The organism is Pseudomonas putida NBRC 14164 (assembly GCF_000412675.1).
GTDB classification, from domain to species: domain Bacteria; phylum Pseudomonadota; class Gammaproteobacteria; order Pseudomonadales; family Pseudomonadaceae; genus Aquipseudomonas; species Aquipseudomonas putida.
In genome coordinates this window covers 5847172-5861379 of the sequence record NC_021505.1, presented here as the reverse complement: position 1 = coordinate 5861379, position 14208 = coordinate 5847172, and the positions used below count along the sequence as shown (strand labels likewise).

The following is a 14208-nucleotide window of genomic DNA, read 5'->3' as shown; positions in this document are numbered from 1 at the left end:
TTGACATTTTGTTCACTACGGAACTTGTACCGTCGTTCCAGGTCTATGTTGGCAGCGCCCACAAGGCGCGAGTTTTGTAAGTCGGAGGTTCTTGAATGACCACATCGTTGCAACCTGCCTATGCCCTGGTACCCGGTGCAAACCTGGAAGCCTATGTGCACACGGTCAACAGCATCCCGCTGCTGACGGTCGAGCAGGAGCGTGATCTGGGCGAGCGTCTCTATTATGAGCAGGATGTCGAGGCCGCTCGTCAAATGGTGATGGCCCACCTGCGTTTCGTCGTACACATCGCCCGTAGCTATGCAGGCTACGGTCTGGCACAGGCTGACCTGATCCAGGAAGGCAACGTCGGCCTGATGAAGGCCGTCAAGCGCTTCAACCCTGAAATGGGCGTGCGCCTGGTGTCGTTCGCCGTGCACTGGATCAAGGCAGAGATCCACGAGTTCATCCTGCGCAACTGGCGCATCGTCAAGGTGGCCACCACCAAGGCCCAGCGCAAGCTGTTCTTCAACCTGCGTAGCCAGAAGAAGCGCTTGGCGTGGCTGAACAACGACGAAGTGCACCGCGTGGCAGAAAGCCTTGGCGTCGAACCGCGTGAAGTGCGTGAGATGGAAAGCCGCCTGAGTGGCCAGGACATGGCCTTCGACCCGGCAGCGGAAGCTGACGACGACAGCGCCTTCCAGTCGCCTGCGCATTACCTGGAAGACCACCGTTACGACCCGGCGGTGCAGTTGGAGGATGCCGACTGGAGCGATAACTCCACCAGCAACCTGCACGAAGCGCTGCAAGGGCTGGACGAGCGTAGCCGCGATATTCTCTATCAGCGCTGGTTGGCGGAAGAGAAGGCCACGCTGCATGAGCTGGCAGACAAGTACAGCGTATCGGCTGAGCGGATTCGCCAGCTGGAGAAAAATGCGATGAACAAGGTCAAGGCACTGATCGCGATCTGATCGGGCCTTGGTTGTAGATAGAGCCGCTGGCCCCGATGGGGCGAGCGGCTTTTTTGTGCTCGGCGTGAATGTTGTGATGCCCGTGAGATTGAGCGCCGCCCGCGCGGCGCTCAATTTGCGCATCACCGCAAAACTCAAAGCTTGTTGCGCGAAGTATCGAGCTGCATCAGGTAGCTGGGCCCGCCCAACTGGCTCATCTGCCGGCGAATCCACCCCGCCCGGCTGGCCACATAGGCGCTCGGCCGGCTGGCACTCCACTTGATCGGACTAGGCAGCACCGCCGCCAGCTGCGCCGCCTGCTGGCGACTAAGACGACTGGCATCGACACCAAAGTGATAACGCGCCGCTGCCTGGGCGCCAAATACGCCTTTGCCCCATTCGGCACTGTTCAGGTAAACCTCAAGAATCCGCTCCTTGGACCAGAACAGCTCGATCAGGGCCGTGAACCAGGCCTCAAGCCCTTTACGGAACCAGCTGCGCCCGGACCACAGGAACAGGTTCTTGGCCACTTGTTGGGTCAGGGTGCTGGCACCGCGAACATTGCCGCCGCGCTCGTTGTAGGCCAGGGCCGCCTGGATAGCCGGGATGTCGAACCCCCAGTGGCTGGCGAACTTCTGGTCCTCGCCGGCGATGACGGCAACCTTCAGCTCATCGGAGATGTTCTCCCACGGCTCCCAGTCGCGCTGCAGGTCGATGGATTCTCCATTCACCCAAGACTGCACCTTGCGCTCGACCATCAGGGCCGTGCCGGGCGGTGGCACCCAGCGGAACACCAATACCAGCACAATGCTGCCGGCAGCGAACCATAGCAGGGCACGGGAAAGGCGGCGGAGAAGGGTTGGCAGCATGGCGATGGCTTGGCCGTACGGGTGGAAGGGGCCATTATACAGACCCGATACAAGGAGTCGTCCCATGCTTCGCAGCTTCCTGATGCTTGCCGCCTTTTTCGGCTTTACCGGGGTCGCCCTGGGTGCCTTCGCTGCCCACGGCCTGAAAAGCCGGCTGACGGCAGACTACCTGGCGATCTTCCACACGGGCGTGACCTACCAGCTGGTGCATGCCTTGGCGATCTTCGGAGTCGCCGTGCTCTCGGTGCACCTGCCCGGGCGCCTGGTCGGCTGGGCTGGCGGCCTGTTTGCCTTAGGCATCGTGCTGTTCTCCGGCAGCCTGTACCTGCTGACCCTCAGCGGCCTCGGCAAGCTGGGCATCATCACGCCGATCGGCGGCCTGTGCTTCCTGGCCGGCTGGCTGTGCCTGGGCCTGGCAGCCTGGCGGCTGGGCTGACCGAGTGGTCCACAATCGCGACTAATGGCGTGCACCGGCCTTGGGTTGCAGGTGAGTTCGGCGCTAGAATGCGGGCCCCAAAGAACAATGGTGGCCGTGCGCATGCGCATTCAACTGAACGGTGAACCTTACGAACTGCCTGCTGGCGAAAGCGTTGCAGCCCTGCTGACGCGCCTGGAACTGACCGGGCGCCGTGTGGCAGTAGAGCTGAACCTGGATATCGTGCCGCGTAGCCAGCACGACAGCACGCTGCTGAACGACGGCGACCAGGTCGAAGTGGTCCACGCCATCGGTGGTGGCTGACAGCAGCCCGGCGGTTTACAAGCAAGCCCAGCAACCTATTCCCGAGGAACAACGATGAGCAACGTTCGTAGCGACAAGCCCTTCACCCTGGGCGGGCGTACTTTCCAGTCGCGCCTGCTGGTCGGCACCGGCAAGTACCGTGACATGGAAGAAACCCGCCTGGCCACCGAGGCCTCGGGTGCCGAAATCGTCACCGTCGCCGTACGCCGCACCAACCTTGGCCAGAATGCGGGCGAGCCGAACCTGCTCGACGTACTGTCGCCCGACAAGTACACCATTCTGCCGAACACCGCAGGCTGCTTTGACGCGGTGGAAGCGGTGCGCACCTGCCGTCTGGCTCGTGAACTGCTGGACGGGCGCAAGTCGCACGAATCCCGCACGCTGGTGAAACTGGAAGTGCTGGCCGACCAGAAAACCCTGTTCCCCAACGTGATCGAAACCCTCAAGGCCGCCGAAGTGCTGGTCAAGGAAGGTTTCGACGTGATGGTCTACACCAGCGACGACCCGATCATCGCCCGTCAGCTGGCCGAAGTCGGCTGCATCGCGGTCATGCCGCTGGCTGGCCTGATTGGCACCGGCCTGGGCATCTGCAACCCCTACAACCTGCAGATCATCCTGGAAGAATCCAAGGTGCCGGTGCTGGTCGATGCCGGTGTGGGTACCGCTTCCGACGCCACCATCGCCATGGAAATGGGCTGCGAGGCAGTGCTGATGAACTCGGCCATCGCCCACGCCCAGCAGCCGGTGCTGATGGCCGAAGCCATGAAGCACGCTATTGTCGCCGGTCGCATGGCCTACCTGGCCGGGCGTATGCCGAAGAAACTCTATGCCAGCGCCTCTTCGCCGCTGGATGGTCTGATCAAGTAAGAGCTCCTGATGACTGAATCGCACGATACGCCGATCACCCCCGACGGCGAAGCCCGCCCACACCGCCGCATCAAGAGCTTCGTGATGCGCGCCGGGCGCATGACCGAAGGCCAGCAACGCGGCCTTGACCAGGGCGGCCCGCTGTACATCCTGCCGCTGGCCGACAGCCCGGTGGACTACGACCAGGTGTTCGGCCGTTCGGCGCCGCGCACTCTGGAGATCGGCTTCGGCATGGGCCATTCCCTGCTGGAAATGGCGGCTGCCGCGCCTGACCAGGACTTCATCGGTGTGGAAGTGCACCGCCCGGGTGTCGGCGCGCTGCTCAACGGCGTACTGACTCAGGGCCTGAAGAACCTGCGGGTGTACGACTGCGATGCCATCGAAGTGCTGAACCGCTGTGTGGCGGACAACAGCCTCGACCGCCTGATGCTGTTCTTCCCAGACCCTTGGCACAAGGCGCGCCACCACAAGCGCCGCATCGTCCAGCTGGAGTTTGCCGAGCTGGTACGTCGCAAGCTCAAGCCCGGTGGCGTGTTCCACATGGCCACCGACTGGGAGCCGTATGCCGAGTACATGCTGGAAGTGATGAGCGCCGCCCCAGGCTATCGCAACCGTGCAGCCGACGGCACCTACGTGCCACGCCCGGAAGAGCGCCCGATCACCAAGTTCGAACGCCGCGGCGAGCGGCTGGGGCATGGGGTATGGGACTTGAAGTTCGAGAAGGCGGATTGATCGGCTGATCTGGCCTTTCGATGTGCTGGTGCTTGCAGAAATGCGGGCGAAAAAAACCGCCTTGAGAAAGGCGGTTTTTTTGTGAGCGACAGGACTGAGTATCCTTCGCTCTGGGACTTCACCGAAAACGTCCCCACAGTTTTCGAAGGCATCGAAGTGCCGGTTAGATGCTGGAAGATTGGCCCGCCAACACGGAGGCCAAGGCATATCTGTGGGAGCGGGCATGCCCGCGAAGCAGGCGACGCGGTAGATGGCACCGGCTTTGCCGGTGTTCGCGGGCATGCCCGCTCCCACAGAAATTACGCAACCTTTGAGATTGTGAGTAAGGCAGTTGCTCTTGCAAGGGCCTTTGTAGGTGGAATCAACCCCTGCGATCAGCCACCACACCAATCAACACCAGCACCACCAGCAACACCGGCGCGAGCGCGTAGTTGTTGAACTGGCCCAGCCCCTTCACCACCCACGGCGTGGCATAGATCAGCGCCGCACCGCTGCCCACCATCACCATCAGCGCCATGAACGGCACCCGCAGTGCACCCGCCAGGCCACCGAGGCGTTGTTCGGCCCAGGCTTTCACATCGCTGCCGAACAGCACCAGCAGGCAGCCTACCAAGGCCAGGGAAATCTCCGACAGGTTGCCGCGGCTCCAGCGGGAAACCGTCGCGAGTAGATCAAGTACCAGATCCATGGGTCATCCTTAGGTCAAGAAATACTGCAGCAGGTCGTTGAGGAACAACTGGCCCCTTGGCGTGGCTACCAGTCGATCCGGTTCGACCTGTAAAAGGCCTTTTTGTTCGGCGGCGCGGCGTGCCTCGCGCAGTTGTGCAAGCGGCAAACCAGTACGCTGAGTGAACAGTTCGGCTTCCACGCCATCGGTCAGGCGCAGGGCGTTCATCAGGAACTCGAACGGCAGTTCGTCGACCGGCAGCAGCTTTTCGCCGGCCTTGAACGGCTTGGCCAGGTTCAGGTAGTCCTTGGGCAGGCGGGTTTTCCAGGTGCGCAGGATGCGGCCGTCGGCGAAGGTCAGCTTGCCGTGTGCACCGGCACCAATGCCGATGAAGTCGCCAAAGCGCCAGTAGTTGAGGTTGTGCCGCGCCGCGCGGTCCGCCTGGGCATAGGCCGAAACCTCGTACTGGCGGAACCCGTGCTCGGCCATCAATGCCTGGCCCGCCTCCTGGATGTCCCAGAGGATGTCGTCCTCGGGCAGCTCTGGCGGCTGGTTCCAGAACACCGTGTTCGGTTCCACGGTCAGCTGGTACCACGACAGGTGCGTCGGCCCCAGGTCGATGGCCTGGCGCAAGTCACCCAGCGCGTCATCCAGCGACTGGTCGGGCAGGCCGTGCATCAGGTCCATGTTGAAGTTGTCGAAGCCGGCAGCACGCGCCATACCGGCAGCACGGACCGCTTCGTCGCCATTGTGGATGCGTCCCAGCGCCTCCAGCTTGGCTGGCTGGAAGCTCTGTACGCCGATGGACAGGCGGTTGATGCCGGTTTGCCGGTAGGCCTTGAACTTGTCCTGCTCGAAGGTACCCGGGTTGGCCTCCAGGGTGATTTCGATGTCTGGCGCGAACGGGATGCGTTGTTCCACGCCGCGCAGCAGCCGCCCCAGGGCGTTGGCACTGAACAGGCTGGGTGTACCGCCACCAAAGAAGATCGAGCTGATCGGGCGGCCCTGTACGGCAGCCAGCTCCTGGTCAAGGTCGTCCAGCAGGGCCGAGACGTAGGCGTCTTCCGGCAGTTCAGGCCCGGCAGCGTGGGAGTTGAAGTCGCAGTAAGGGCATTTGCGTACGCACCACGGGATGTGGATGTACAGCGCCAGCGGCGGCAGGCTGGTAAAGGCCGCCGCGCCGGGAGAGGACAGCATTTCGATCATGCCAGGCCCAGACGTTGGCGCAGCAGGGCCATGGCACGGGCGCGGTGGCTGAGCTGGTTTTTATCTGCCGGGGCCAGGTCGGCGCTGGAGCAGTTGCGCTCCGGTACCCAGAACAGCGGGTCGTAGCCGAAACCGTGCTCGCCGCTGGCCTCGAACAGGATGCTGCCGTGCCACAGGCCTTCGCACAGGATCGGCAACGGGTCGTCGGCATGGCGCACCAGCGCCAGGACGCAGACGAACTGCGCGCCGCGCTCCGCTTCGGGCACGTCTTTCAGGGCTTCGAGCAGCTTGGCGTTGTTCGCTGCATCACCCTTGCCGTCGGCATAGCGTGCCGAGTAGATACCCGGCGCACCACCGAGGAAGTCCACGGCCAGGCCAGAATCGTCGGCCAGGGCCGGCAGGCCGGAAATACGCGCGGCGTTGCGTGCCTTGAGGATGGCGTTCTCGACGAACGACAGGCCGGTTTCTTCCGGCTCGACCTGGCTGAACTCGCCAATCGAGCGCAGCTGCACGGACTGGCCGAGCATGGCCTGGAGTTCCTTGAGTTTGCCGGCGTTATGGCTGGCCAATACGAGTTGCTGGAAATTCATCATTCGCCTGGGAACACTTCCTGGTTGAAGCTGAGGGAGTTGCTGATGCCGCCGGTTTCGATGGTCAGGTCGAAGGTGACGGTTTCTGCTTGTTCGATCTTGAACTGGGCGATGTAGTAAACCGCGCCCGGTTCGGTAACCTGCTTGAACGACAGCGGGCTGATGCGCCCGGTCAGGTCTTTGACCTTGCCGCTGACCAGTGCTGGGGTGGGCTTGCCGGCCTTGAGCACGGCAATGTTGAGCACGCCCTGGTTCTTGCTGCGCACAAGCCCGGTGGCTGCAGCCACCTCGGGTGTGAGCATGCTCGAAGTGAATGCGCTGTAATGCACCGTCACGTCGCCAAACACTTCCTTGCGCTCGGGCCGGGCGGCATCGGCAGCCAGTACTGGCAATGCCAGGCACAGGCTGATCAGGAACAGGGCTAGGCGACGCATGGGGCAATTCCTCCGGTGGGCGTCAGACAGCGAGCTGGTGCTCTGGCAGGCCCGGGCTGCTGACGCGGTAGATGCCGATCTCACCTAGAAGATTAGGCCAAAGCCGGCCACCCCACCCGTTGCGGTGCAAGTGGTCGACGGCCAGGCGGTCAAGCACCTTGGCCCTGCGTTCGTGCACCAGCTCCTCGAAGTCGGCGAAGGTGCAGAAGTGGATGTTCGGCGTGTTGTACCAGGTATACGGCATGAAGTCCGATACCGGCATGCGGCCTTTGGTCGCCAGGTACCAGCGGCAGCGCCAGTGGCCGAAGTTGGGGAAGGTGATGATGCACTGGCGGCCCACGCGCAGCATCTCGTCGAGGATGCGGTCGGGGTACTCCACGGCCTGCAGGGCCTGGGTCATGATCACTACGTCGAAACTGTTGCTGGCGAAATTGCCCAGGCCCTTGTCCAGGTCCTGCTCGATGACGTTGACGCCCTTGGCCACGCAGGCGGCGATGTTGTCGGCGTCGATCTCCAGGCCATAGCCGGTGACCTGCTTGCGGTCACGCAGCGAGGCCAGCAGTTCGCCGCTGCCGCAGCCCAGGTCGAGTACCCGGCTGCCGGCGGGGATCCAGTCGTGGATGATTTCCAGATCGGCTCTCATGCTGTCCTCAGATGGCAATGCGGTTCATGTAGTTCGAGAAACCCTGCATGTAGCGAGGTGTGGGGATCAGGAAGGCATCGTGCCCGTAAGGCGATTCGATCTCCAGGTAGCAGACGTTCTTGCGCGCAGCCATCAGCGCGTCGACGATCTCGCGCGAACGGGCCGGCGAGAAGCGCCAGTCGGTGGTGAACGACATGATGCAGTATTGCGCCTTCACGTGGGCCAGGGTGGCGGCCAGGTCGCCGCCTTGGGCTGCGGCCGGGTCGAAGTAGTCCAGCGCCTTGGTCATCAGCAAGTAGGTGTTGGCGTCGAAACGGCCAGAAAACTCCTCGCCCTGGTAGCGCAGGTAGCTTTCGACCTGGAACTCGACGCTGTGGAAGTCGTAGTTGAGCTTGTCGCTTTTCAGCTCACGGCCAAATTTCTCACCCATCGAGTCGTCGGACAGGTAGGTGATATGGCCGACCATGCGCGCCAGCATCAGGCCGCGCTTGGGGATGACGCCCTGGTCCTGGAACGAACCCCCATGGAATTCGGGGTCGGTGAGGATGGCCTGGCGAGCGACTTCGTTGAAGGCAATGTTCTGTGCCGACAGCTTGGGTGCCGAGGCGATGTCGACGCAATGGCGCACACGCTCCGGGTAGCTGATGGTCCATTGCAGTGCCTGCATGCCGCCCAGGCTACCGCCGACGACAGCGGCCCATTGCTGGATGCCCAGGCGCTCGCCCAGGCGCACCTGGCTGTGCACCCAGTCCTCTACGGTCAGTACCGGAAAGTCGGCGCCGTAAGGCTTGCCCGTGGCCGGGTTGACGCTGCTGGGGCCGGTGCTACCGTTGCAGCCGCCGAGGTTGTTCAGGCTGACCACGAAGAAGCGGTTGGTGTCGATCGGTTTGCCAGGGCCGATGCAGCTGTCCCACCATCCCGGTTTGCGGTCGGTGGCGGCATGGTAGCCGGCGGCATGGTGGTGGCCGGAGAGGGCATGGCAGATCAGCACGGCGTTGCTCGCGCTGGCGTTCAGGGTGCCATAGGTCTCGTAGACCAGCTCGTAACTGGCCAGGGAGCGGCCACAAGCCAGTGCCAGCGGTTCATCGAACCGGGCGGTTTGCGGTACTACCAGACCGACGGAATCTTCGGGAAAGACAGTGGACATCGACCCTGCTCACGCTTGACGGAGGCGTAAGTCTAAAGAGCGCTACCCCCAGCGGCAAGCAAAGGCTTGCCGCTGGAAGCAACCAGGGTCAGATCATGCGCCACAGTTCTTGTGGCATGCCTGCGTAGGCGGCCAGCGGGGGCATGACGAACGACTGGATCACCTGGATCGCCAGGAAGGCGAAGATCGGCGAGATGTCCATGCCGCCCAGGTTGGGCACGAGGCGGCGGAACGGTGCCAGTACCGGCTCGCTGATCTGGTAGGCCAGCTCGGCGGCCGGGTTGTGGCTGTTGGGGGCAACCCAGGAGACGATCACCATGACAATCATCGCCACCCAGAAAATCTTCAGGAACAGCGAGGTGATACCGATGATCGCCCACATCAGCAGGTGCAGGACGTCACCGAAGGTGCCGTAGGTGACCATCAGCACGAAGCCCATCAGCAGGGCCTGGATGATGACCGCCAGCAGCAGCGACGAGGTGTCCAGCCCACCGATGCTGGGGATGATCCGGCGGATTGGCTTGAGCAGCGGCTGCGTGGCGCGCACTGCGAACTGGCACAGCGGGTTATAGAAGTTGGCTTTGACCAGTTGCAGGACAAAACGCAGCAGGACGATCACCAGGTAGAGGCTGACCAGGGTTTGCACCACGAATATCGCGGCGCCGGACAGTGCATTCATCTAAAGCTCCTTATTTGCCCAGTTGTTCGGCCAGTTCGGCGGAGCGCGTAGCCGCAGCCTGCAGCGCCTGCTCGACGATGGCTTCGAAGCCGCTGGCCTGGAACGACTTGATCGCAGCTTCGGTGGTGCCGGCGGGCGAGGTGACGCGGCGGCGCAGCTCGGCGGCATCGACATCGCTGGCAACCGCCATGCGGGCAGCGCCAAGGGCGGTCTGCAAGGTCAGCTGGGAAGCGGTTTCGCGTGGCAGGCCGAGCTTTTCGCCTGCTGCGGTCATGGCCTCGATCAGCAGGAAGAAGTACGCAGGGCCGCTGCCGGACACTGCGGTCACGGCGTCCAGTTGTTGTTCCTGATCCAGCCACAGGGCTGTGCCCACGGCCGACAGCAGTTGTTCGGCCTGCTGGCGCTGCGTGTCGGACACTTCAGCGGTTGCGTACAGGCCGCTTACGCCCTGGCGCAGCAGCGCAGGGGTATTGGGCATGCAGCGCACCACCGGGCGAGCGCCCACCCAGCTTTGCAGGCTGGCACAGGTGATGCCGGCGGCAATGGAAACGATCAGTTGGCCATCCTGCAGGTTGGGTTGCAGGGCCTGGCACACGGCTTTCATGACCTGCGGCTTGACCGCCAGGACGATGACGTCGGCGCCGTCGATGGCCTGGGCGTTGTTCTCGAACGTTTCGATGCCGTGCTCGGCCTGGATGCGGGTGCGGGTCTCGGCGCCCGGGTCGCTGGCGCGGATCTGCGAGGCGTCCAGGCCCTGGGCACGCAAACCACCGATCAGGCTGGCGGCCATGTTGCCGGCGCCGATAAAGGCAATACGTGTCTTGCTCATGTCAGGTCCTTGTGGGGAAGAGTGAGTAAAGCATGGAGTCAGTTTTGGCCGTAGTCGCGGGCACCGAACAGGGCGGTGCCGATGCGTACCCAGGTCGCACCCTGTGCAATAGCCGCTTCCAGGTCGTGGCTCATGCCCATGGACAGGGTGTCCAGGCCAAGGCCCAGGCTTTCCTGCAACTGGCGCAAGCGGGCGAAGGAAGCTTCCTGGGCGGCGCGGTCGTCGGTGGGCTCGGGGATTGCCATCAACCCGCGCAAGCGCAGGTTGGGCAGCCCGGCCACGGCCTTGGCCAGGGCCGGAAGGTCTGCGGGGGTGCAGCCAGACTTGCTGTCTTCGCCGCTCACGTTCACTTGCAGGCAGAGGTTCAGTGGCGCCAGGCCGGCAGGGCGCTGCTCGGACAGGCGTTGGGCAATTTTCAGGCGGTCCACGGAATGCACCCAGTCGAAATGCTCGGCGATGGCTTTGGTCTTGTTCGACTGAATGGGGCCGATGAAGTGCCAGATCAAGGGCAGGTCGCTTAGCGCCTGCTGCTTTGTCAGCGCTTCCTGTAGGTAGTTTTCCCCGATATCGCGCACGCCAGCGGCGTGGATTTCGCGAATGGCGCTGGCGGGCTTGGTCTTGCTCACGGCCAGCAACTGGACGCTGGCCGGATCGCGCCCGGCAGCCCGGGCAGCGCTGGCGATGCGGGCGGAAATAGCGGAAAGGTTGTCTGCTAGGGTGGACATGGACGGATGCCGGCGGCTAGAGGGTCTGCGGCATTCTACCTACTTGAAGGCCTTTGGGGAGTCTCATGGATGTGACCGACCTGTTGGCCCGGGCCGTGGATGCGGGGGCTTCGGACCTGCACCTGGCGGCGGGCCAGATCCCGATGCTGCGCATTGAGGGTGACTTGCAACGCATGAATTTGCCGGCTCTGGTGCCGGCAGACCTGGCCGAAGGCATGGCGCCCTTGCTGGCTGAACACCAACGGCGGCAATGGGCCCAGGGCGATGAGCTGGACCTGGCGCTGGAGTTGCCCGGGCTTGGCCGCTTTCGGCTGAACCTGTTTCGCCAACTGAACGGCGCTGGGGCTACCTTTCGGCTGATCCCGGGGCGGATCGCCACGCTGGATGAGCTCGACCTGGGGGATGTGTATCAAGCTGTTGCGCAATGCACTGATGGCCTGATTCTGGTCGGTGGGCCTACCGGCAGTGGCAAGTCCAGCACCCTGGCGACGTTGATCGACCAGCTGAACCGCGAACGGGCGCTGCACATCATCACCCTCGAAGACCCGGTCGAAGTTATCCACAGCAGCCAGCGCAGCCTGATCAACCAGCGTGAGATTGGCCGCCATAGCGGCGGCTTCGCCCAAGGGCTGCGCAGTGCGCTGCGCCAGGACCCGGATGTGATCATGATCGGTGAGCTACGTGACCTGGAAAGCGTTCGCCTGGCCTTGCGCGCAGCCGAGACCGGGCACCTGGTGCTGGCGACCGTGCATACGCGGTCGGCGGCCAGCAGCGTTGACCGGTTGGTGGAGGTGTTTGCTGCCGAGGAAAAGCCCTTGGTGCGAACCATGTTGGCCGAGTCGTTGCGCCTTGTGGTGGCTCAGGTACTGGTCAGGCGTGTGGGCGGTGGGCGGGTGGCGGCGCGGGAAGTGCTGGTGGCGACGCCGGCGGTGCGCAACCTGGTGCGGGAGGGGCGAATGGCGCAGTTGTGTTCGGTGATGCAGGGCGGGGCGGCGCAGGGGATGCGGACGATGGAGGGGGCGATGCGGGAGCTCAAGGAGAGCGGACTGATCAGAGGGTTATAGTGCCTGCTCAGGCCTCTTCGCGGGCACGCCCGCTCCCACAGGTACGGCACAGGGTTCGAAGGCTGTGCTGTACCTGTGGGAGCGGGCGTGCCCGCGAAGAGGCCGGACCTGTTAGCGCTTGGCCAGGTTCAGCTGCTGCTGTTCCTTAGGCAGCACCCGCTTGGCTACTACGTAGTGCTTCTGCCAGTAGGGCTTGCTCAGGTTGTCGATGCTTACCCGCTTGCCACGCCGTGGTGCGTGGATGAAGCGGTCGTTGCCCAGGTAGATGGCAACATGGTTCACCCGGCGGCTCTTGATGTTGAAGAAAATCAGGTCGCCAGGCTTGAGGTCACCCTTGGCCACCTTGACGCCATGGCCCTGGGCCATGGCATTGGAGGTGCGCGGCAGGTCGACGTCTGCGACATCGTTGAAGGCGTATTTCACCAGCCCGCTGCAGTCGAACCCTTTTTTCGGGCTGCTGCCACCCCAAACATAAGGGGTACCGAGCACATTCACGGCACGGCTGAGCACATCGCTGCTCTGCTTCGGCGACATGGCAGCCACTGGCAAGCCGCGGTTGCTGGCGGCATTGGCTGGGCGTGCGCGTAGAGCGGTCTGCTTGACCGGCGCGTGTTTCACCGAGGCATTGGTGGTGTAGCCGGTGAAACCATTGGGAAGACGTTGCTCACGATTGGTGGCGTGGGCGGCCAGGGGCAATAATAGGCAGAGGGTCAGCCATGTCTTGATCAAAGGCGGCATAGATGAAGCTCTTATGAATAGTTATGTGTTGGGCGCGCAACTTTATAACAGCTTTTTGATCAATCTTTGATCCGTTGGTCGATTGCCCAGGTGCCGTACGTCGGCCTGCGACAAGAAAGTCACATTTTTTTTTAGAAAATTTTCGGATAACCCACGAGGGCTATGAATGAATACTTATCAACAGGGGGCGCCCTATCACGACACTCACAGCAAGGTCATCGGTTACCTGCTGTGGATTTTCGGCTTCACCGGGTCGCATCGCTTTTACTACGGCAAGCCCATCACCGGCACCATTTGGTTCTTCACCTTGGGCCTGCTGGGCATTGGCTGGTTGATCGACCTGTTCCTGATCCCGGCCATGGACCGTGAAGCAGACCTGCGGTTCCAGTCCGGGCGTATCGACTACAACATCGCCTGGATCCTGCTGACCTTCCTTGGGGTGTTTGGCCTGCATCGGCTGTATCAGGGCAAGTGGATCACCGCGATCATTTACTTCTTTACCGGCGGCTTGTTCCTGGTGGGGGTGCTGTATGACTTCTGGACGTTGAACAGCCAGGTGTCCGAGCGCAACGCCTTGCGTTGAAATGCTTCGCGGGTAATGAAAAAGGCCTTGTCGCACCGAAGCGGCAAGGCCTTTTTTTGTGGCTGGGTTACTGCCGGGTCTGCCGTTGTTGCAGCAGCAGGTTGCTGAACCCGGCCCCGGCCAGTTGCTTCTGCGCACCGGTCAGCTGTTCACGGTTGCTGAAGGGCCCGACCAGTACGCGGTACCACGTCTCGTCCTTGACCGTACCCGACTCCACCTTCACCGACTGGCCCAGGAGGATGATCTGCGCACGGACCTTGTCGGCATCGGCCTGCTTGCGGAACGAGCCAGCCTGCAGGAAGTACTGGGTGGTCGCAGCCGGCTTGATCACCGGTGGTGGCGGTGGCGGGGTCTGGCCCAGCAATGCCGCCTGGGCCCGCGCGGTGTCGATTTTTGCCGCTTCTGCCGGCGTCACCGGGGTCACGGGCTGGGCCGGTACCGGTGGCGTCTTCTCCGGTACCGCTTCTGGCGGCACGATCACCTCAGACTCCGGCAGCAGGGTGTAGAAGTCGTACTTCGGCTTCACCGGCTGCTGCGGGGTGGCCTGCGCAGGCTTGCTGGCTTCGGTCACCTTTTCCGTCTTCTGCTGCTCGGGCTTGGCACGCTTGATGTCATCGCCCCCCGGCTCGAGCTTCATCAGGAACACGATGAACGCGCCGACGGTGAGGCCGACGGCCATCCATACCCAACCAGGGATCGGCTGTTTGGCCGGTGCCGTCTGGCGGCTGGCGCCGCGTTTTGGGGCGGGTTTTTTCTTGGCAGCCAAC

Annotated in this window: 19 protein-coding genes; 7 read left to right on the top strand and 12 right to left on the bottom strand. The window is 63.0% G+C overall.

Annotation, left to right across the window (positions count from 1 at the left end):
• Positions 1–95: 95 nt before the first annotated feature.
• Entirely contained in the window at positions 96–950 is an 855-nt protein-coding gene (gene rpoH / locus PP4_RS26070; protein WP_016502070.1) for an RNA polymerase sigma factor RpoH, read from the top strand.
• Between the two features lie 134 nt (positions 951–1084).
• On the opposite strand, the gene mtgA is transcribed toward rpoH, so the two are convergent.
• Positions 1085–1798, bottom strand: a complete 714-nt coding sequence (gene mtgA / locus PP4_RS26065) for a monofunctional biosynthetic peptidoglycan transglycosylase (protein WP_041168150.1) — start codon at positions 1796–1798, stop codon at positions 1085–1087.
• 64 nt (positions 1799–1862) lie between these two features.
• On the opposite strand from mtgA, the gene PP4_RS26060 reads away from it, so the two are divergent.
• The 4 genes from PP4_RS26060 to trmB all read left to right on the top strand — a co-directional run bounded on the left by PP4_RS26060 (position 1863) and on the right by trmB (position 4136).
• A complete protein-coding gene (locus tag PP4_RS26060; RefSeq protein ID WP_016502068.1) occupies positions 1863–2234 on the top strand; it encodes a DUF423 domain-containing protein in 372 nt (123 codons plus the stop codon).
• Between the two features lie 102 nt (positions 2235–2336).
• The gene (thiS, locus tag PP4_RS26055) at positions 2337–2537 is read left to right on the top strand and encodes a sulfur carrier protein ThiS (RefSeq protein WP_033692437.1); all 201 of its coding nucleotides are present in this window, start codon (positions 2337–2339) and stop codon (positions 2535–2537) included.
• Positions 2538–2591: 54 nt separating this feature from the next.
• Entirely contained in the window at positions 2592–3404 is an 813-nt protein-coding gene (locus PP4_RS26050) for a thiazole synthase (protein WP_016502066.1), read from the top strand.
• 9 nt (positions 3405–3413) lie between these two features.
• The gene (trmB, locus tag PP4_RS26045; protein ID WP_016502065.1) at positions 3414–4136 is read left to right on the top strand and encodes a tRNA (guanosine(46)-N7)-methyltransferase TrmB; all 723 of its coding nucleotides are present in this window, start codon (positions 3414–3416) and stop codon (positions 4134–4136) included.
• Between the two features lie 361 nt (positions 4137–4497).
• Here the strand turns inward: trmB and PP4_RS26040 are convergent, their stop codons facing one another.
• From PP4_RS26040 to PP4_RS26000, 9 genes are all read right to left on the bottom strand, one after another.
• Positions 4498–4824, bottom strand: coding sequence for a DUF3392 domain-containing protein (locus PP4_RS26040; RefSeq protein ID WP_016502064.1), 327 nt, complete (start codon positions 4822–4824; stop codon positions 4498–4500).
• Positions 4825–4833: 9 nt separating this feature from the next.
• Positions 4834–6009, bottom strand: coding sequence for a radical SAM family heme chaperone HemW (gene hemW / locus PP4_RS26035; RefSeq protein ID WP_016502063.1), 1176 nt, complete (start codon positions 6007–6009; stop codon positions 4834–4836).
• Positions 6006–6602, bottom strand: coding sequence for an RdgB/HAM1 family non-canonical purine NTP pyrophosphatase (rdgB, locus tag PP4_RS26030; RefSeq protein ID WP_016502062.1), 597 nt, complete (start codon positions 6600–6602; stop codon positions 6006–6008). The genes hemW and rdgB overlap by 4 nt, the downstream gene beginning before the upstream one ends.
• Positions 6599–7033, bottom strand: a complete 435-nt coding sequence (locus PP4_RS26025) for a DUF4426 domain-containing protein (protein WP_016502061.1) — start codon at positions 7031–7033, stop codon at positions 6599–6601. The genes rdgB and PP4_RS26025 overlap by 4 nt, the downstream gene beginning before the upstream one ends.
• 22 nt (positions 7034–7055) lie before the next feature.
• On the bottom strand, positions 7056–7676 hold the full coding sequence (gene metW / locus PP4_RS26020; protein WP_016502060.1) for a methionine biosynthesis protein MetW: 621 nt from the start codon (positions 7674–7676) through the stop codon (positions 7056–7058).
• 7 nt (positions 7677–7683) lie between these two features.
• Positions 7684–8823 (bottom strand): homoserine O-succinyltransferase MetX, encoded by a 1140-nt coding sequence (gene metX / locus PP4_RS26015; protein ID WP_016502059.1) that lies wholly within the window; start codon positions 8821–8823, stop codon positions 7684–7686.
• Between the two features lie 88 nt (positions 8824–8911).
• A complete protein-coding gene (locus PP4_RS26010; RefSeq protein WP_016502058.1) occupies positions 8912–9502 on the bottom strand; it encodes a YggT family protein in 591 nt (196 codons plus the stop codon).
• Positions 9503–9512: 10 nt separating this feature from the next.
• Positions 9513–10331, bottom strand: a complete 819-nt coding sequence (proC, locus tag PP4_RS26005; RefSeq protein ID WP_016502057.1) for a pyrroline-5-carboxylate reductase — start codon at positions 10329–10331, stop codon at positions 9513–9515.
• A gap of 38 nt (positions 10332–10369) precedes the next feature.
• On the bottom strand, positions 10370–11056 hold the full coding sequence (locus tag PP4_RS26000; protein ID WP_016502056.1) for a YggS family pyridoxal phosphate-dependent enzyme: 687 nt from the start codon (positions 11054–11056) through the stop codon (positions 10370–10372).
• A gap of 65 nt (positions 11057–11121) precedes the next feature.
• On the opposite strand from PP4_RS26000, the gene PP4_RS25995 reads away from it, so the two are divergent.
• Positions 11122–12120 carry a type IV pilus twitching motility protein PilT gene (locus tag PP4_RS25995; protein WP_016502055.1) on the top strand — a complete coding sequence of 333 codons (999 nt, stop codon included), beginning with the start codon at positions 11122–11124 and terminating at the stop codon, positions 12118–12120.
• Positions 12121–12231: 111 nt separating this feature from the next.
• Here PP4_RS25995 and PP4_RS25990 read toward each other — a convergent pair whose 3' ends face one another.
• A complete protein-coding gene (locus PP4_RS25990; protein ID WP_016502054.1) occupies positions 12232–12858 on the bottom strand; it encodes a C40 family peptidase in 627 nt (208 codons plus the stop codon).
• A 166-nt stretch (positions 12859–13024) separates the two neighbouring features.
• Here PP4_RS25990 and PP4_RS25985 point away from each other — a divergent pair, with 166 nt between their 5' ends.
• A complete protein-coding gene (locus tag PP4_RS25985) occupies positions 13025–13441 on the top strand; it encodes an NINE protein (RefSeq protein WP_016502053.1) in 417 nt (138 codons plus the stop codon).
• 67 nt (positions 13442–13508) lie between these two features.
• On the opposite strand, the gene PP4_RS25980 is transcribed toward PP4_RS25985, so the two are convergent.
• The gene (locus PP4_RS25980) at positions 13509–14207 is read right to left on the bottom strand and encodes an SPOR domain-containing protein (protein WP_016502052.1); all 699 of its coding nucleotides are present in this window, start codon (positions 14205–14207) and stop codon (positions 13509–13511) included.
• Between the last annotated feature and the right edge of the window lies 1 nt (position 14208).